18 protein-coding genes are annotated in these 19,354 nt (G+C 35.8%); all 18 read right to left on the bottom strand.

Annotated features, from left to right (window positions below):
- Positions 1–268: 268 nt before the first annotated feature.
- Positions 269–1,882 carry a peptide ABC transporter substrate-binding protein gene (locus tag HMPREF2811_RS00845; protein WP_071407689.1) on the bottom strand — a complete coding sequence of 538 codons (1,614 nt, stop codon included), beginning with the start codon at positions 1,880–1,882 and terminating at the stop codon, positions 269–271.
- Positions 1,883–2,052: 170 nt separating this feature from the next.
- A complete protein-coding gene (gene tsaD, locus HMPREF2811_RS00840; RefSeq protein ID WP_071407688.1) occupies positions 2,053–3,063 on the bottom strand; it encodes a tRNA (adenosine(37)-N6)-threonylcarbamoyltransferase complex transferase subunit TsaD in 1,011 nt (336 codons plus the stop codon).
- Positions 3,047–3,526: a ribosomal protein S18-alanine N-acetyltransferase gene (rimI, locus tag HMPREF2811_RS00835; RefSeq protein ID WP_141749221.1), complete on the bottom strand. Its 480-nt coding sequence runs from the start codon at positions 3,524–3,526 to the stop codon at positions 3,047–3,049. Before rimI (HMPREF2811_RS00835) ends, tsaD begins: the two co-directional genes overlap by 17 nt.
- Positions 3,527–3,529: 3 nt before the next feature.
- The gene (gene rimI, locus HMPREF2811_RS00830) at positions 3,530–4,108 is read right to left on the bottom strand and encodes a ribosomal protein S18-alanine N-acetyltransferase (RefSeq protein ID WP_071407686.1); all 579 of its coding nucleotides are present in this window, start codon (positions 4,106–4,108) and stop codon (positions 3,530–3,532) included.
- Positions 4,077–4,826 (bottom strand): tRNA (adenosine(37)-N6)-threonylcarbamoyltransferase complex dimerization subunit type 1 TsaB, encoded by a 750-nt coding sequence (gene tsaB, locus HMPREF2811_RS00825; protein ID WP_071407685.1) that lies wholly within the window; start codon positions 4,824–4,826, stop codon positions 4,077–4,079. Before tsaB ends, rimI (HMPREF2811_RS00830) begins: the two co-directional genes overlap by 32 nt.
- A gap of 197 nt (positions 4,827–5,023) precedes the next feature.
- Positions 5,024–5,863, bottom strand: coding sequence for a two-component system regulatory protein YycI (gene yycI / locus HMPREF2811_RS00820; protein ID WP_071407684.1), 840 nt, complete (start codon positions 5,861–5,863; stop codon positions 5,024–5,026).
- A 10-nt stretch (positions 5,864–5,873) separates the two neighbouring features.
- Positions 5,874–7,286, bottom strand: a complete 1,413-nt coding sequence (locus HMPREF2811_RS00815; RefSeq protein WP_071407683.1) for a hypothetical protein — start codon at positions 7,284–7,286, stop codon at positions 5,874–5,876.
- Positions 7,283–9,139: a cell wall metabolism sensor histidine kinase WalK gene (walK, locus tag HMPREF2811_RS00810; protein WP_071407682.1), complete on the bottom strand. Its 1,857-nt coding sequence runs from the start codon at positions 9,137–9,139 to the stop codon at positions 7,283–7,285. The genes HMPREF2811_RS00815 and walK overlap by 4 nt, the downstream gene beginning before the upstream one ends.
- A gap of 4 nt (positions 9,140–9,143) precedes the next feature.
- Entirely contained in the window at positions 9,144–9,851 is a 708-nt protein-coding gene (yycF, locus tag HMPREF2811_RS00805; RefSeq protein WP_071407681.1) for a response regulator YycF, read from the bottom strand.
- Between the two features lie 324 nt (positions 9,852–10,175).
- Positions 10,176–11,558, bottom strand: coding sequence for a L,D-transpeptidase family protein (locus HMPREF2811_RS00800; protein WP_071407680.1), 1,383 nt, complete (start codon positions 11,556–11,558; stop codon positions 10,176–10,178).
- A gap of 91 nt (positions 11,559–11,649) precedes the next feature.
- Positions 11,650–12,471, bottom strand: coding sequence for a Cof-type HAD-IIB family hydrolase (locus tag HMPREF2811_RS00795; RefSeq protein ID WP_071407679.1), 822 nt, complete (start codon positions 12,469–12,471; stop codon positions 11,650–11,652).
- Complete coding sequence (locus tag HMPREF2811_RS00790; RefSeq protein ID WP_071407678.1) at positions 12,471–13,145, bottom strand: O-methyltransferase; 675 nt, start codon at positions 13,143–13,145, stop codon at positions 12,471–12,473. Before HMPREF2811_RS00790 ends, HMPREF2811_RS00795 begins: the two co-directional genes overlap by 1 nt.
- Before the next feature lie 237 nt (positions 13,146–13,382).
- Positions 13,383–13,841, bottom strand: a complete 459-nt coding sequence (locus HMPREF2811_RS00785) for an aminoacyl-tRNA deacylase (RefSeq protein WP_071407677.1) — start codon at positions 13,839–13,841, stop codon at positions 13,383–13,385.
- Between the two features lie 2 nt (positions 13,842–13,843).
- Complete coding sequence (rho, locus tag HMPREF2811_RS00780; protein ID WP_141749223.1) at positions 13,844–15,112, bottom strand: transcription termination factor Rho; 1,269 nt, start codon at positions 15,110–15,112, stop codon at positions 13,844–13,846.
- Between the two features lie 46 nt (positions 15,113–15,158).
- Positions 15,159–16,415 carry a UDP-N-acetylglucosamine 1-carboxyvinyltransferase gene (locus HMPREF2811_RS00775; RefSeq protein ID WP_071407675.1) on the bottom strand — a complete coding sequence of 419 codons (1,257 nt, stop codon included), beginning with the start codon at positions 16,413–16,415 and terminating at the stop codon, positions 15,159–15,161.
- 16 nt (positions 16,416–16,431) lie between these two features.
- Positions 16,432–17,265: a hypothetical protein gene (locus HMPREF2811_RS00770; protein ID WP_071407674.1), complete on the bottom strand. Its 834-nt coding sequence runs from the start codon at positions 17,263–17,265 to the stop codon at positions 16,432–16,434.
- 165 nt (positions 17,266–17,430) lie between these two features.
- On the bottom strand, positions 17,431–18,255 hold the full coding sequence (locus HMPREF2811_RS00765) for a metal ABC transporter permease (protein WP_071407673.1): 825 nt from the start codon (positions 18,253–18,255) through the stop codon (positions 17,431–17,433).
- Positions 18,213–18,911, bottom strand: coding sequence for a metal ABC transporter ATP-binding protein (locus HMPREF2811_RS00760; RefSeq protein WP_071407672.1), 699 nt, complete (start codon positions 18,909–18,911; stop codon positions 18,213–18,215). The genes HMPREF2811_RS00765 and HMPREF2811_RS00760 overlap by 43 nt, the downstream gene beginning before the upstream one ends.
- Between the last annotated feature and the right edge of the window lie 443 nt (positions 18,912–19,354).

Genomic DNA, 19,354 nt, shown 5'->3' with positions numbered 1-19,354 from the left:
TTTTCTCTTGACTTATTACCACTAGACTTATATTATCAAAAGTTTGCGCCACCGTTTAATAAAGCAACACGAAATGGGCGTAGGCAAGAAGTAGAAAACCGATTGATTTTCGCTTCATATGCCCACCCCCGCACAGTAAGAAGTAGGTATCAAACAAGTCTGAAAAATACCAGTTCACGCCATTTACCCACTGCGCAATGATATAACGATACAAAACTGGACAGAAATTATTAAGTTCCTGCCCAGTCCTCATTCATTCCGTTATATTTTATTCAACTACGACATTTTTCAAATCAAGGTTACCTAATGCATCAGGTTCCATATTTTTAATATTGTCTTTCTTAACTGATAAGTTAGTGTAGTAATACAATGGGATAACTGGCATTTCTTCAATCATGACAGCCTCAGCTTGTTTCAATAATTCTGTACGTTTATCAAGATCCGTTTCTAACTCTGCTTCTTTTAATAATTTAGTATATTCCTCATTAGACCAACCCGTATCATTGTTACCATTGTCTACAGAATCATACATTCCTAAGAATGAAGAAGCGTCGTTGTAGTCTGCAATCCAACCTAAACGTCCTACTTGATAATCTAAAGCAGATAATTTATCTAGATAAACTTGCCATTCAGAATTATCAATTTCAGCGTTAATACCTAAATTACTTGCCCAACCTTCTTGGATATATTGCGCAATTGTTGAATGCGCTTCTGATGTATTAATTGAGATTTTAACAGTTAATTCACTCGGATCTTTTAATCCTAACTCTTCTAAACCTTTTGCTAAATATTCTTTAGCTTGTTCAAAATCAGCATCTTTGAAGTAACCACGGTCTTCTTCAAACCCAGCAATTGTTTGTGGAACATAACCTAATGCCGGTTCTTGTTCACCTTTCGTAATATTGTCTACTAAACCTTGACGGTCAATAGCTAAAGCTAAAGCTTTACGAATATTCACATTAGACATTACTTCATCGGTTGTATTCACTTTGTACCAATAAATAGCAGCATAGTCAGAGATATTTAATGCTCCATCTGCTTTATAAGTATCAATCGCATCTAATGAAACACTATTATATGGTGATCCTAAGTAATCTAATTCACCTGCTTGATACATTGCATTAGCAGTTGCTTCAGATTCTACCATTTGTACATTGACAGTTTCTAATGAAACATTGTCTGCATCCCAATAATTTTCATTCTTAGTCAATACATAATCACTCGAATGATTCCATTCAGATAAGACGAATGGTCCGTTGGTTACGTAATCTTCACCCGCTTCCATTGCCCAATCAGGGTTCGCTTCTACTACTGCTTGATTAACTGGCATAAAAGTATAGTGCGCAATTAATTCTGGGAAATAAGCTACCGGAGCATTTAATTTAATTTCTAAAGTCATATCATCTAATGCTTTAACACCGACTGCATCCTCTTCGCCTTCACCCGTATTATAAGCTTCCCCTCCTTCAATCACATAAAGTAAGTTCGCATATTCTGATAAGGTTTCTGGATTTAAAGCACGTTTCCATGCAAATTCAAAATCACTTGCTTTCACTGGATCACCATTTGACCATGTTAAGCCTTCACGTAATTTGAACGTATAAGTTAAACCATCTTCGCTTACTTCCCAAGATTCAGCCGCTGCTGGCACTGGTTGATTATCTTTAATCGCTGTTAAACCTTCAAAGACGTTTTTAATAATCGCACCTGACGAACTATCGGTTGCAATCCCTGGGTCAACAGTTGGTGGCTCAGATGTAGTTGATAATGTTAAGGTTTGTTCTGCTTGTGCGCCAACTTTGGTTACGAATAATGGAGACATTGCGTTAAATGATAATAGTGCCGTACCTAAAACAGCTGCTTTTTTAAAGAATTTTCTCATTAATGTTTCCTCCTATTTGGTATTTATGATAGTTTCATTAAAGATTACCTCTTTAAATGAGATGATACACTAAATAAAATTAAAAAGCAACCTTTATTTTAATATGTTTTTAATTTTTATCGAAAAAATAAAACCCTGAAACATTTTATTTGTTTCAGAGTTTCTTTAAATTATGATAAGTCTAAACTAGGTTGCGCATTGAAATCTAAACTACCGATTTGTTGTTGTTGGTACATTTGATAAGCAGCTGCCCCAATCATGGCCGCATTGTCACCACACAAAGGTAATGAAGGAATCAATACTTCGATTGGATCTAAGGTTGCCACTAATTCTTTTCTTAATCCGGAATTAGCGGCTACTCCACCCGCTAAAATAAATTGTTTAACAGAAGGATATTTTGCCACTGCTTTCGCCGCTTTAGTCGTTAGAACATCAATGACTGCCGTTTGAAAACTAGTCGCTAAATCTTCTTTGACAATGGTCTCGCCACGTTGTTGCGCATTATGAACGAGATTCATAATAGCACTTTTCATGCCACTAAAACTAAAATCAAGATTATCTTCATGAATCATCGCTCTAGGGACTGGATAGGTTGCTTGTCCTGTTTGTGCTAATTGATCTAAGTATTTTCCCGCTGGATAAGGTAAATCTAATATCCGCCCTACTTTATCATAAGCTTCTCCAACCGCATCATCTTGTGTCTCGCCAATAACTTCAAACTGGTTATGGTTTTTCATGTAAACGAGCTCAGTATGACCGCCACTTGCGATTAAGGCTAATAATGGGAATTGTAATTGATTTTCTAATTGACATGCATAAATATGCCCTGCCAAATGGTTAACTTCAATTAATGGTTTATCATGAACGAAGGCTAATGTTTTAGCAGCAGTAATGCCAATCAGTAAAGCCCCAACTAGTCCTGGACCTTTGGTGACGGCAATCGCATCAATCTCATCTATTGACACTTGTGCTTTTTTTAATGCCAGTTGATAAATTTGAGTGATTTGTTCAACATGATGACGACTGGCTACTTCTGGTACGACACCACCAAATCGCATATGTGATTTAATTTGCGAAGCCACAATATTGCTGCGTATAATCGAACCATTTTCAATGACGGCAACACTTGTTTCGTCACAGCTTGACTCAAATGCTAAAATGAGATTATTCTTTTGACTCATCTTGATCTCCTTTCGTCAAATTTTTTTGGAAAATATAAGCATCCTCCATGGGATTTTGATAATAATTCTTGCGCTTAATTAATAAATCGAAGCCGGTTTTTTGATACAAATGAATTGCCGGATGATTACTCGCTCGTACTTCTAAAAAGATATTTTTTACTTGACGCTGACTTAATTGGTTTAATACAAAGACGAGCAGTTCCGTTGCTAACCCTTGTTGTCGAAAGGTCTTATCCATGTAGACAATATTGATCGACGCTTCATCTAAAATATGATGCAAAGCGACATAACCTAATAATTTGTCTTGATTAACCAAACAATAATATTCACTATGTTCATTATTAAAATCTGTTAACGTTTGGGCTTCATTCCACCCAAAATATCGATTAGCTTCAATAATTTGTTCCTTTAATGGCGACATCATTAGTTTTCCTTTTATCGGTACAACATGGTACTCTATCAATCCTTATTCCTTCTCTCTACGACACATAATTAAAGCCGTTTCGTGATTATTGTAATAATAGTTTTCCCTTTGATCAATGACTTGAAAACCCATTTTTTGATATAATTTTTGAGCATGTTGATTACTTTCTCGTACTTCCAAAGTGATTTGCTTTGTTTTAAATTGTTTAGCGATAGATAGCCATTCACTCACTAGCCACTGACCTAACCCTTTTGATTGGTATCTTGGCAGCACCATCAACTGACTGATATGTGAATCTCGATACAGTACTCTACCAGTGATTACGCCCACTAACTTTCCTTGCAATTCAATCACTAAATACAAGGCATAAGGATTTTTGCGCCAATCATTTAAAAAATCAGCTTTACGCCAGGCTAAATAACCGTCGTAAGTTTGTTTTTCAATTTGTTCAAAAAAATCGAGATCCGATTGGTGACACAGTCGTAATACAAAGCCCTCGGGATGTTTTTTTGCTTGCCAATCCAGTTGTTCCATTATTTTGGGCATGGTAGACGTCACTACATCTTTGCTTGTTAGTCGTGTTTTGTATTTAGTTAATAGTTGTATCAACCAATGTATCATAACCGTCTACCTGCTCTTTTTTCTCTAACCATTCTCGCTCAGCTAAAGTCAACTGAGCATAATTTGGAGATAATAAATCAATATCTGCAATAGGTTCTTTTATTAAACCCATTGAACGTTCCATACGTGGTAAAGCTGACACATCGTCAACCCATCGATAATTTGAATCAGGTAACATCTCTTTGACTAGCGACTCAAAATTTGCGATTTGATGCCCTACGAAAACAATCTCATCATACTGACTTAAAATAGACGCATTGTTTTCTAACCACAATCGCCAATCACTATGATTATCTTCAAGAATAGTGTTAAGATTACCCGTCATATCTATTTGATAAATAGCAGTATAGCAACTCTCTCGACGTGCATCCACAATCGGCACAATGGCTACTTTTTTGTCGGACGGCTCTACGCTTAAAGCCATTACAGCTAGACTCGAAACAGGATAAACGGGTATATTTTGACTAACTGCCCACATTTTAGCCGCTGTAACACCTATTCTTAAGCCCGTATAAGACCCCGGTCCCATCCCAATAATAATGCCATCAACCTCTTTTGCCGTCACTTGATTGCTTGCTAAAAGCTCTTTAATTTTGGGTAATAATAATACGCCATGTTGCATTTGTGATTGATTATTTTCAAATGCTATAATGTTTTGATTGTTAAACAAGGCTAAACTGAGTAAATTTGAAGATGTATCAATGGCTAATAAACGCATATGATCGCCCCTTTCATTTGTCTATCTTATCATAAGCACGACTATATTTCACTTAATATTTTTTCGTTCATATCGATCATTTAATAAAAAAACATTGCCAATGTTTTGCACTTTTAACTGCGTTTCCTGAAGATACCTGTGTATTCTAGGGTAACAGTTCGGTTGCTTACATTGACAATGCTACTAAACTTTATAAACTATCGTTCCATCACTTGACCTTTGATGGCATCCACTAACATTGAACCTGTTTGACCTTCAGAACGTTGATAAACGACATTCCAAACTGGAAGGTAAATATTTATCTCGTCCCATTCTTTATATTTGATATAAGATAAAGTCACATGAATAATGGTTGAATTAGACGGCAAGTTCGTCTGAATACGCGTATCGAGTACTTCAATTGCTTCACGTGCTGTGATTAATTTATAAGGTTTATCCTCATCTAAAGTCACAAAATTATGCTGATACGTTTGAGTGTAGGACGCAATATTATAGTTTTCATCTAATTGTAATTTAATCTCAGCACTCCCATCCACAATGGGGGTATTATTAATAGCTGTCATCCAAAAAACAATGGTCCGATTGGTTGGTAAATACCAATATTGCGTATAAGCCCCACCTTCAATAAATAACTCATCATTCAATAAATATTGATCACGAATAAATTTTGCCACTTCGTTTGGTAAAGTGCTCGTTTCAGGCGTTATTTGCCCTTCCATATTTAACGGTTCATCAAAAGTAGCTGTTAATACATTTTCGTCTGAAAAATTCACTTGCTGATGGGTTAATTGATTCAATCCATCACGTAATACGGTATTCTCTTCAGTTTTAATTAAGGTGCCCTCAACTTCTTCTTCATTTAGTGGTGACAACAAAGTGATATCACGAGCTTGAAGTCTCTGTTCAATGCTTTGTTGCTGAAAATTACTTTGACGAATGGTAGTAGATTGAACTTGTTGATAGACTCTAAACCCTAAATAAATATCAAAAATTAAAAAAAACAAGGTTAACATTAACATAATTCGTTTAAAATCCATTGTTTGTCACCTACCTTCTTGTAAAATAGCGACGACTATCACTAATATTCCCCATGGCTTCGAGCTCACCTTCACGAATTTGATCAATTGAATAGTAAACATTATTGATTTCAAAAAACCATTTAGGAACAAAGTTCACTTTTTGAAATTCAGACATATTATTTTGCCATTCATAGCCAATCACTACATTGGTAAAATCACTAACAGAATATCCCGCCATATTCAATTCATATATCAATTCATCCACACTCATCAATTCATATTCTCTACTTTGATCGGCGACATGCGCTTCCAAGTAAACCATCGGTAATGCTAAGCGCGTAATAGAAGTAGTCAAATTACCTCCACGAAAATAAACACGACTACTAGCATAATGATTGACCATCGAACTAGAAAAGGTAGGATAACCATCAAGATAACGTTGATAGACAATGGTTGTGCCATTTGACTGGGTTCCAATACGTATCCCGTTTTTCCAATATTCAAACTGGCGCATTTGACTATAACTTTGCTCAATTCGTTGTCTATATGTTTTAGCTTCAAACTGATTGGTATTTTTGTAATTAATTCCAAGCATTTGAGCAAAAGGGTTAATCTGAAGCTCCATATTTGAGTTGTAATACATAATGGTCCCACTGCTACTGTCTTCGTTGGTAGAAACAGATCGCCATGAACGGACATTTCCAAATAAAGAATCAATCACATTGGTTTCAGGAACTAAATTTAAAGTATAAAGTTGACTTGGTACTGTCATGGTTTTTAATGGTAAGTAAACATGATTGCCATTACTTAAATTATAGCGTTCAGCAACAACCCATTTCCCTTTTGAAACTCGCGCTATTTTAAAATAATCGTCCGTTGTGTTCCCTTCTGACAATTTAGCCTTCATATAAACTTGTTCAAAAGTATTTAATAAGTAGGCGGTATTCTTTTCGTTTTTAGGAAAAATAATACGGTTAAATTCAAATTCCGTTTCTTCACTTTCATTTTTAATAAAATTATCCACTAGTTCAAATGGTAACGCCGTTGAAAATTCAAACTCGACTCTTTCCTGTGATATTAATTCGATATATTTTTCTTCTGAAGGTACTACGATTTTCTCAACTAAGGAGATACGTTTTTGACTTAAACTCGATGCCAGTGAACGTAATCCCGAATAATCATTCAATAAATAGGCTTTATCGCCTTCAGAAATAATCACATTGGTCGGATAGATGATTTCTGCTAATTTTACATTAGCCAATTGATAGTAGTCAGAAACTTTATTATTACTATCAATTTGAATATTGACTTGTGCTGTTTCCTGATTAGAAGAGAAACGGGATAATAAAGCATTATTATCAAAAATCAAAATATAACTTAGTAACAAACTTACCACAATTGAGAGCGTTAAAAAGAATGTTTGAAAGGAAAATTTTCTCACGCTTCATCCCACCCTTCTTCGTCCGAAAACTCTAGTTCAAATGGCTCATATGGTAATTCTACAAAGAAAGTTGAACCATGATTTTCTTTACTTTCAACCCAAATTTTACCTCCATGTAACTCTATCACTTCTTTAGAGATGGCTAAACCTAGACCGGTTCCCCCTTGGTCTCTTGAACGAGCTTTATCCACTCGATAAAAACGTTCAAACAGATGTGGTAAATCTTTTTGTGGAATGCCTAATCCTTCATCGGTAATACTCAACACAACCGTATGAGGATTATCAACAATTTTAACAATTACTTCCCCACCATCAGGAGAATATTTAATCGCATTGCTCATAATATTATCAATGACCTGTGTCATGCGATCTTGATCAATTTCTAAATATATTTCTCTTGGTGTAAATTGACGTTTAATCGTATATTTTTTCTCCTGTGAATCCAAAGTAAATTCAAAACGATCAACAATATGGTTGACAATCCGTTTAAAGTCAATTAATTCCATTTGAGGCTTAATTTGACCTCCATCAATTTTCGATAAATCCAGTAAGTTGCCAATCATCCGAATCATCCGATTCGTCTCTGATTGAATCACTTCAATAAATTGCGGAGCAATATTTTCATCTTGCCAAGCGCCATCTGCCAAAGCTTCCGTATAACTTTTAACGCTAGTTAATGGTGTTCGTAATTCATGGGAAACATTCGAAACAAATTCTCTTCTTTCTCGATCTGTTTTCTCCTGCTCTGTCACATCGGTCAAAACACAAACGAGTCCGGTTACAAACCCTGTCTCACGACGTATGATTGAGATTTCTCCCTTAAGGATTGTGTCATCTTCACGCTCGATCATTACTTCTTTTTCTCCGGCAAGCAATTCCTTGATACGATGCGTTTGCTGAAGACCTAATAACTCAATAATTGAAATACCTAAAGAATCTTGTTGATGAATACTCAATAGCTCTAAAGCACGTTCATTGATCAGTAAAACATTCCCCCGGCGGTCTGTTCCAATCACACCATCTGTCATATGTCTTAAAATCCCGTCTAGACGTTGACGTTCGGATTCAATGGATTCCTGTCCATCTTTAACTTTAATCGCCAATTCATTGACGGTATTCGCTAATTCACCCAGCTCATCTTTTCCATTGACGGCTGCTGGATAATTATATATCCCATCAGAAATACGCATTGCCTGTTGTCTAATTTGCTCAATAGGATTGGTAATCGCTTGAGAGAGGAATAATGCAATCACGAAAGCGACCCCAATTGCGATAATTGCGGATTGCACAAAAATAACCATAACAGAGCGAGTTTGATTGTAAATATTATTCATACTCGCTTCTACCATTACGACACCTAATAGTTGATTATTATCTTGAGACATGACAGGACGTATTAATAAATAACTACGGTTATTACGAGCATAATCATGATACTCTTGGGCGTAAGCTTCTCTTGATGTTATAACGGCTAAAGCATTATCATTATCCACTCTTTGTCCCACCGTATTAGCAAGCCCACTTTGATTTATCGCCCTAACATAACCCTCATTATCCAAAATTTGAATTTTAGTTGCTTCGTCAGCCGTGAAAGTAGCTAAGGTCTGAGTTAGCTGTAACTCAATAGTAGTCGTCTGGTTAGGATCACCAGACGACTCTAAAATAGGTCTCACATTATTGATTAAAAAATTCGACTGTGTATTCCACGTTTCTTTAAAAGTTGTGACCGATTGTGATTGTAGTTGGTCGATAAAAAATACGCCAATAAACTGAAATGAAATCAGTAAAATAAAAATAAACAACATCGGTATTTTAAAGTAAATGGATTGAAAAAAACTAAACCCTCGCTTCATACAACTAGTCCTGATCCGGATTCTTTAAGAAATATCCTACGCCTCTTCGGGTCACGATATATACCGGATGGCTTGGTGCATCTTCAATTTTTTCTCTTAAACGACGAATGGTCACGTCCACCGTACGCACATCACCAAAATAATCATATCCCCAAACAGTTTCTAAGAGATGTTCACGCGTCATCACTTGACCAATATGTTTGGCTAAATAATGTAATAATTCAAATTCACGATGAGTCAATTCAATTTCCTCACCACGTTTAGAAATAATATACGCATCTTGATGAACAATTAAATCTCCGACTACGATTTCATTAGCATTGCCAGCCGCATTATCACTTTGTTCACGAGCGCTATGACGTCGTAAGTTAGCTTTAACACGTGCTACTAATTCACGGTTAGAGAACGGCTTAGTTACATAATCATCCGCGCCTAATTCCAATCCTAGAACTTTATCAATTTCGGAATCTTTAGCCGTTAGCATTATAATCGGTACGCTACTTTCTTTTCTGATTTCACGGCAAACTTCCAAACCATCAATTTTTGGTAACATTAAATCTAATACTATTAAATCTGGAGATTCATCATGAAACTTCTGTAGTGCTTCTTCACCATCATGGGCAACTTTAATTTCAAAGCCTTCCTTCTCTAAATTAAAAACGATGATATCTGATATTGTTTTTTCATCGTCAACAACGAGAACCTTTTTCATTATCTTATCCTCCTTGTAGGATTTAAATTTACTACAATTCCTTTATTTGTTCTTTCATTAAAGGGTTTTATCTCTGTCCATTATAACAACAATTCTTTTTTTTATCTAGATGCATGAATATTTACCTGTTTAAAAGTATGGCTTTTCTAAAATTTTACTTTGTAAACGACTCAGCCTTGAGTTTAATATACTCTAATAGACTATAAAATAAAGAAACACGCAACATAGATGCATCGTGATATGTTCCCTCTAAAGTATTACTTTTTATAGTTCCACTTTAGGGAGAGCATATCATAGCTATGTCACGTGTTATTACTTATTCAATTAAAATATAATGACCGGCGTTCCGACTTCTACAGTATTGAAAACTTGTGCCATCACATCAGGTGGCGTGTTAATGCATCCTAAAGATCCGGCTGTTAAGTAAGCATCCCCACCAAAAGAAGCTTGCCAGTTAGCATCATGAATTCCTTGACCGGTGTCATCAAATGGCATCCAATAAGAAACGGGTTGAACATAATCTCTTTGAGTATGGACATTATATCCCTTTAATTCAGTATCCTTTTCTTTATTCCAAATAGCATATGCACCTGGTACAGTATCTGCTGTTCCTGTTCTACCTGTCACCACTGGTGTCGAAATAACTTGGGTGCCGTCTACGTAAACAAACATCATTTGATTGGCAATATCAATTTCAACATAGGTACTACCAATGTCATTTGTACCATCGGTCGAATAGCCTGACCCTACGATTGCCGGTGCTCGCGTTACTTCTTGACCTGCAGCTAAATCAGCAGCAATTTGTGCGGCTTCAGATTCACTATCGATGGACCAACCTAAAGTGCCCGGTTGAACCGTGACGGTTCCACTTAATGTACTTGCGAACTCACGCGGTTTATTAAAAGTCGCATATTTATCATTAAGCGTTGACACATAATCTTGAACTAATGCTTGGTCTACGACAATTTGGTTACTTTGATCGAAATAAATCCATTTAATAATTTCTTCTTTCGGGATCGTAACGGTATCTCCCGCAATTTCTAAATTGATTTTAGTCTCAATATAAGAATTGATTTGATCCATAAAGCTCGTGATTTTTTCACTCTCACTAGTTATATCTGGTTGTAAATAAGCAGTATTCAATTCTACAGTCGTTTGTCCTGACTGTAATCCTTCAACGACCATTTGTTTTACTAAGTCTAAATCAAGTTGATTACCTACCGTTTCTGGCTCAACATAATAGCCTCTTGCATCGGTATATTCAATATATGCATCAGTAGAAGCCGTACGTTCACTATTGTTTAAGCCAATTGCAGCGAAAGCTTCGGTTAAAGCAGCGTCATCAATTTTTACATTATTCATTAATAAATTATCGTATTCCACCGATGAGAAATATCCTGCTAACCATTGTGATGGATCTTGAGCTTGATAAGCAGCGGTTAACACTTCATCGGCATTAATTTGCCCATTTAATTGTGCTAAGGTAAATTTACCTAATTCTTGACCATTTTCAGTTAATGTAATTTCCTTTTTACTTAAATCATCAGAAATTTTTTGCTTTGCTTCTTCTAATGTTAAGTTACTAATATCAACCGAGCCAAATGTGGTATTCGCTTGGAACTTCTCAGCATAATAGCCAATTCCAGCCCCATAACCAATTCCCAACAATAAGACTAAAGCGATACTCGTAAAAAGTAGCTTTTTCATATCGTTGCCTCTTTTCTTTCTTGTTCATTTTAAATAATAGCATAGAAATGTGAAAATATTTTGAATTTTATCGTAAGTATTCAAATATATATTAGAATAACTTACGAAGAGCTGCTGCTACTCCACCTTCATTATTACTCGCCGTTTCATATAAGCAAAGTTCTTTTATCGCCGGCGAAGCATTGCCCATCGCAACCGAATGTTTGACCCACTTCAACATTTCAACATCATTTTGTTCGTCACCGATAGCCATTATTTCAGCTTGCGAAATACCAAGGTCTTCGCTCAATGCTTTTAACGCTGTCGCTTTATTCGTATCATTTGATAAAAATTCAATAATGATTGGTTGACTACGAACGACATCGAAAGCTGCTTTTATTTCTTGGGTAAGTAACTCATTCCAGGCATCAAGGTCTGCTTTTGGTCCTAAGACCATCATTTTAAAAATACCTTCCACTTGGTCAAAATCTGCTTGAGAAATAAATGTAATAGGCGTTGCCAATGTTTCAGCATCTTTTTGTACAAATTCACTTGGAGTTTGATCACCAATTAGAAAAAGATTTTCTTGATCAAATGCTACTAATTGCAATGTATCAAAGCGACTTTCAAAGAAAAATCGCACTAATTTTTGGCGGCTCTCAACGGATTGATAAGTGGCCGCCACAACATCATATCCTGGTAAACGATGTGTCGCCGCACCATTTTGAATGATTGCATACTCATTCTCATGTCCAAAATCAATTTGATCGATAAAGCGTCGGGTTCCTGGTAACGTACGTCCAGTACAAATGACCACTTTAATCCCCTTATCCATAATATGATGAACCGCTTCGATATTAGCGGCGGGAATTTCTTTCGTATCTGTTAAAAATGTACCATCCAAATCAATTGCCACTAACTTAATATTATCCATTATACTTCCGCTTCCTTTCTAACCATCAATAAGCCATCTCCTAAAGGAACTAAACATGAACGATGTGTTTTATCGGATAAAACGGTATCCAGTAATTCATTTAATTTACGATGAATTTTACGAACACGTTTTGGTATGTCTGCTTCGTCATCTAAAATAGTGCCACCTTGGAAGACATCATCGATAATTAAGACGCCGCCCATTTTTAATAGGCGCATGCATTCAGGATAAAATTCAATATATTTCGCTTTAGCACTGTCCATAAAAATTAAATCATAAGAACCTTCTAAAGTTGGTAACACATCATTCGCATCACCTTCGATTAAAGTAATGCGGTCACTCAATCCAATTTTTTTGAAATTTTCTTTGGCTCTTTCATACATTAATTCATAGCGATCGATGGTTGTTAAATGCCCATCTGCTTGTAAGTGTCTAGCCATTAGACTGCCTGAAAAACCAATCGCTGTTCCGATTTCTAAAATATCTTTTGGTTGAATGGTTGCACAAAAAAAGTCGATAAATTTCGCTGTTTCATGAGGAATCACCGGGATACCTCGTTCGTTTGCATATTTTTCAATTTCACCTAACTTACCTTCAAATGGTAATTGAGCACTTCGCATATAATCAACCAGTTCTTTCATGACTACTGGTCGATGCATCATTTCGTTTAACATTCGTTGCCTCTTTCTTTATTTATTCCTCTATATTGTACACTCACTAGAATAAGATGTAAAATAAGGTTCCGTTTTCAAGACAAAAGAAATGGGGAGCGGATTAGAAGTAGAACATCGGTGCATTCTGACTTCATGTAACCACTCCCATAATGAGTTTCATTTAATATTAATAAAGGATAGATGATTGCTGCTACAGTGTTAGGATCTAATGCACCCATACTGCCAGTTACTATCTCATCACTTTTCTTTGGCTACTTCAGCTTTTTGCATGTCAATCATTTGATTTAATTGCTCTAAATCTGATACTGCTATTTCAACGGAAAACCCTACTTTACCTGCACTAAATAAAATCGACGTATGATTATCTATCGATTGATCAAAAGTCGTATAAAAAGACTTCTTCATGCCAATCGGTGAACAACCGCCATGAACATATCCCGTTAAAGGCAAGAGCTCTTTTTCTTTAATCATTTCGATTGATTTCTCATTAACTGCTTTAGCTGCCTTTTTTAAATCTAGTTCATGCGTTAAGGGTACGACAAACACATAGTGTGCTTTTGATTTCGCAACCGTCACCAGTGTTTTATAAATTGGTAATTTACTGGCTGCTTTTTTATTGGTAAATTCATGAGGTTGATAAGCTATTTGATGTTGCTCTAACAATCTCATCACATTGGTTTTATGTTGTTTTGACAAATTTAACCCTTCTTACTACTTTTCTTATTGGGCGACATCGCGTTTAAAAAAGCTGTCAATTGTTGAAAGGCTACTTCATTATTATCTGTTCTTTCAAGCAATTCAATTACTTGTTGTGTATATTGTAAAACATCTTCACCCATTAAATTACGTAATTTCCAAATATGTTGTAATTTTTCTTCAGACATTAAGAGTTCTTCTTTACGTGTACCAGAACGCAAGATATCCACCGCAGGAAAAATTCTTCTTTCTGCCCATTGACGCGATAGATGTAATTCCATATTGCCGGTCCCTTTAAACTCTTCATAAATAACATCGTCCATTCGGCTACCAGTGTCAACTAATGCGGTTGCTAAGATCGTTAACGACCCACCATTTTCAACATTACGCGCAGCACCAAAGAAGCGTTTAGGTAGATAAAATGCCGCAGGATCTACCCCTCCACTCAAAGTACGACCACTTGGTTTGACTACTAAATTATAAGCTCGTGCCAAGCGAGTAATACTATCCATCAAGATCACGACATCACGTCCATCTTCTACTAAACGCATAGCTCTTTCTAACACGAGTTCACTAATCCGAACATGATTTTCTGGTAATTGATCAAAGGTTGAAGATACTACTTCTCCTTCAACACTGCGTTCAATATCCGTTACTTCTTCAGGTCGTTCATCAATTAAAAGAACAATTAATTCTGTATCTGGATAATTGCTTGTAATCCCATTCGCAATTTCCTTCAAAACAGTTGTTTTCCCCGCTTTTGGTGGCGAAACAATAATACCACGTTGTCCAAAACCAATAGGCGCTATAATATCAATCATTCGATTCGCTATCCGTTTAGAACCACTTTCTAATTTTATTTGTTGATCCGGGTAGATGGCCGTTAAACTTGGAAAATGATCGCGATTTTTAGCTTCTTCAGGATTTTTTCCATTCACTGAACTTACTTGCATTAAACCAGGATAACGTTCATTAGATTTTGGTGGACGTGCTGGTCCTGCTACTTTATCTCCATTTCTTAAATCAAAACGTCTTATTTGAGAACTAGAGATATAAATATCTTCTTGACTGGGAGAAAAATTGATAGGTCTAATAAAGCCAAAGCCATCGCCGCCTACAATATCCAAGACCCCTTCAACTTGATAAAAACCTTGTTTTTCTTCTTGTGTACGCATAACTGCGAGTGCAAGTTCTTTCTTACTAAGTTGACTATAGTTCGGAATCTCTAATTCTTTCGCATAAACATATAACTGCTTTACTTCCGCAGCCATTAATGTTTTTAGTGAAAATGCATCTGACACTATTTTTCCTACTTTCTTAATCTTCAATCATTTGAATATCTGCGCCTAATGCTTGTAGCTTACCAACAATATTGGTATAACCTCTTAAGATATTATCCACTCCTGTGATAATGGTTTCACCTTCTGCTATTAAGCCCGCAATGACTAAACTTGCTCCCGCTCTTAAGTCACTAGCTTTCACTTGAGCGCCAGTTAATTTACTTGGTCCTTCAAGACGAATCATATCCCCGTCAACGCGAATATTTGCTCCCATCCGGTTTAATTCAGGAATGTGTTTGACTCGTGCCGGATAAATAGTATCCATAATCGTACCGTGACCATTGGTAATTGCCATTAACGGTGTAATTGGTTGTTGTAAGTCTGTAGCAAAGCCAGGATAAGGTAATGTTTTTAAACTCACCATTTTTAAATCTTTAGAAGGATGAACGTAAATGCTATCTTCAAAAATATCTAATTTTACGCCCATCTCAATTAACTTCGCAATAAAACTTTCTAAATGTTCATAAATAACATTGTTTATTTTAATTCCTTCGCCCATTGCGACTGCCGCCGCCATATAGGTACCTGCTTCAATTCGGTCAGGAATAATGGTGTGAGTCACACCATTTAACTCGTCTACTCCATCAATTCGGATTTCACTCGTACCTGCTCCACGAATTTTAGCACCCATTTTATTTAATAAAGTAACCACATCAATTATTTCTGGTTCTCTGGCTGCATTTTCAATAATGGTGCGCCCCTGTGCTCTAACCGAAGCCAAAATAGCATTGATAGTTGCGCCCACTGATACAACATCCATATAAATTCGAGCACCATTTAAGCCTTCTGGTGTGGATAAGGTTACGACACCATATTCATCATTAACAGCTGCTCCTAAAGAACGAAATGCTTTAATATGTTGATCGATTGGACGTGGTCCTAAAAAACATCCCCCTGGTAATCCAATCACGCCTTCACCAAAACGTGATAAAGTAGCGCCCATAAAATAGTAGGATGCGCGTAAACTTTGAATTTTTCCAGTAGGCATTGGAATTGAAACAATATCAGTCGGGTCTATTTTTAAAACATTATTTTCAAAATGAGTTTTAACGTTAAAATCATTTAAAATTTCAATTAATGAGTGTACATCTTGAATATCTGGAACGCCTTCTAATGTTACTTCAGAATTAGCCATAATAGCAGCTGGAATTAAAGCTACTACACTATTTTTTGCTCCATTGATTGTAATTTCACCTTTTAAAGGTTTCCCTCCATGAATGACTAGCTTTTTCATTGATTGTGCTCCTCTTTTAGTTCTTTTCCTTTGTTTGTTGTAATAGTAAAGTAATTTGTTGTTTTATTTGTTCAATAATGGTTCTTTGTAACGGATGAGTTAATCCTACTTCATCATATAAATCTAATAACACTTGATGAACTTGCACTGGTGTCCTTTGTATACGATCCACAAAGAATTGTTGATTAACGGTTAATACTTCATGGGCAACCAAATTTCTTAAATACTTTTCGATCTTACGCATGGTGGAGGTCAGTTCAATTAAGCGCTCATTTGATGAGTTAGCTTCGATTAATTTCATTAAATGACTAGAACTAACATAGTGATCATAATTGAAATAGTTCCCGTAATACTTTTTCCAAGTATCAGCAATAATATTGGGATGACTTTCAATTTTATTTTGTGACCATTGAAGCCCTCGATACAGATGTGCACCGTTAGTCGTCTCTTTTTTTATTGGTTGAATATATTCCGCAAGATTTGGTAAAAAATCACGTTCAATTGCGATCCGAAAAACATCGACTAATAATGGAGTCAGTCCTCTTAAGTAATCACCATACTCCTGTCGCTTCAATTGCAAAGTCAGTGTTTGTAAGTAATAATAGGCTTTACGTTCTAATTGGGATGCATCTAAAACACCTTGAAACGGAGTGTTTTGTGCAAGTTTTTTTACATTTTCAATGTCCACTTGTAAAATAGCATTGGCTAACTGGACTAATAATAAAATCTCGTCTTTACCATCAAAAGCCAACTGCTTTAATTCAAGTTCTAGCGCTTGAAAATGATCATAATTTAAGAGGGCCAACAATACATCGTGATGATGTCTTTGTTTTTGTGTTATATCATCCATTTGGAGGCCTCCTAATTCGTATTTATTTTAGTTTATCATAAGTCTAAAAACATTCATACTTTTTGATTTTATCAAAAATAATCTTGCTTGTATAGGCTAAAGACAGGCAAAAAGGGGTTAGCAAAAAAAGTCTAACCCCTTTTTAATCATTTACACATTAATTGTTTAAGAACGCCCTTTTTTAAAATAAATCCAAATACGATTAAATAACGACACAATGACAAAAGCTGCCACAAACATCAAGGTAATAGAGGCACCCGGAGGTGTATCCCACTGATAAGATAAGGTAATACCTGAGAAAACACCAATAACATTGATAACAATCGCAATGATAATCGTTTTTAAAAATGAATCGGATACTTTAATCGCTGTCGCAGAGGGAATCACGATTAAAGCAGATACTAACAGACTGCCCACAATCGGCATCATGATACTAATTGCTACCCCTGTAATTACAGAAAATAGAATTGAAATTAATTTAACAGGTAAACCGGATGTTTGTGCAGTCGCTTCATCAAATGTTAATACATAGAGTGGGCGTCTAAAAATGGTATATAATACCACTAACCCAATGGCTAAACCAATTAATAATTTTACTTCTTGATTAGTAATTAAAATAATGGATCCAAATAAGTATTGCTCAATACTAAAAGAAGCGGCGTCAGGATTTAAATTAACTAGCACTAATGCTACTGCCATCCCAGTTGCTGTCATCAAAGCCACCGATACTTCTGAAAAATCACGGTAAGCCATTCTTAAATATTCTATTAGAACGGACGCAATCACAACCACAATTAAAGTAGTATAAGTCGGTGCTACTTTCAGCAATAGACCTAACGCTACCCCTGCTAAAGAGATATGGGCCAAGGTATCCGCTAATAAAGATTGACGTCGTAGAATTAATAATAATCCTAGTATGGGCGTAATTAATGAAATAGCAGCCCCTGCTAGAAATGCTCTTTGGATGAAGTCATACTGAAACATCTCCATGGTGATGTCCCCTCCCCTCTTACTAATCTTATTTCGCGATCAAAATAACCTTCAATTTCTTTATCCGCATGCGTAACCATCAATATCGCTTTGCCATGCGCTTTACAACTATGTTGTAATAATTGATAAAAAGAGCGTCTCGATTCGATGTCCATTCCAGTCGTAGGTTCATCTAATACAAAAAAATCAGGGTCAGTTGCAAAAACACGCGCCAAATTAATTCTTTGTTTTTGTCCTCCTGATAATTCGCCGACCTTTTTATTAGCTAAATGGGCCATCCCAACGGCATTCAAAGCTCTTGCTACATGCTCTAAATCATTGACATCTAATTTTTTAAACCAGCGATTTTTACTATATCTTCCTGATTCAACTAACTTTTGAACGGTTGAAGGAAAGCCAGCATTAAAAGAGGCCACATTTTGTGGAACATAGCCAATCGATAATTTTTCTCCTTCGGTATTGACATCAGACAACTCAATGGTTCCAGTGGCGGGTTTCAATAAACCTAAAATATTTTTAATTAAGGTGGATTTGGCTGCCCCATTTTCACCGGTTAGTATGACGAATTCTCCTGCATCAACATGAAAATTCACATTATGGAGAACTTTTTCTTGTTCATAGTAAAAAGATAATTCTTTTACCGTTAATAGTCTCATTGTTTGCTCCTATCTTATAATCATCTTTGATATATTTTCTAAAATTTGTAACTATTACTTTTAACAAATATATGATAAGAGTTCTTTTTATGAATGTCAAGAATAATCTTTGATTTTATTCATCACCTGGTCGTAGCATCGATCAATCAATGAAGCAAAAATTATAATCAAGCTTATACTACTTTTGACAGTGAAGGCTCTTATCTTCAGTAGATTCAAATGCGTATGACAATATTACTTCAGATTCATTTGCAATCGGTCTTTCTTAAATTTATATTAATTTTCACCTTAGTGTGTCAAAAAGCGAAGCATAAAATAACAAATAAAACCATGCGTAACTGAAATTACACATGGTCCATTCTTTTTTTATTGGTCGATTTATTTAACAACCACCATTTAGATTAAGTTTCTACCTGATTTTATTTTGCAAGCATCATAATCGC

Source organism: Globicatella sp. HMSC072A10 (genome assembly GCF_001811625.1).
In the GTDB taxonomy this organism is placed as follows: Bacteria; Bacillota; Bacilli; order Lactobacillales; family Aerococcaceae; genus Globicatella; species Globicatella sanguinis.
Note: the sequence above shows the minus strand (reverse complement) of the source record. Positions and strands in the feature narration are given on the sequence as shown.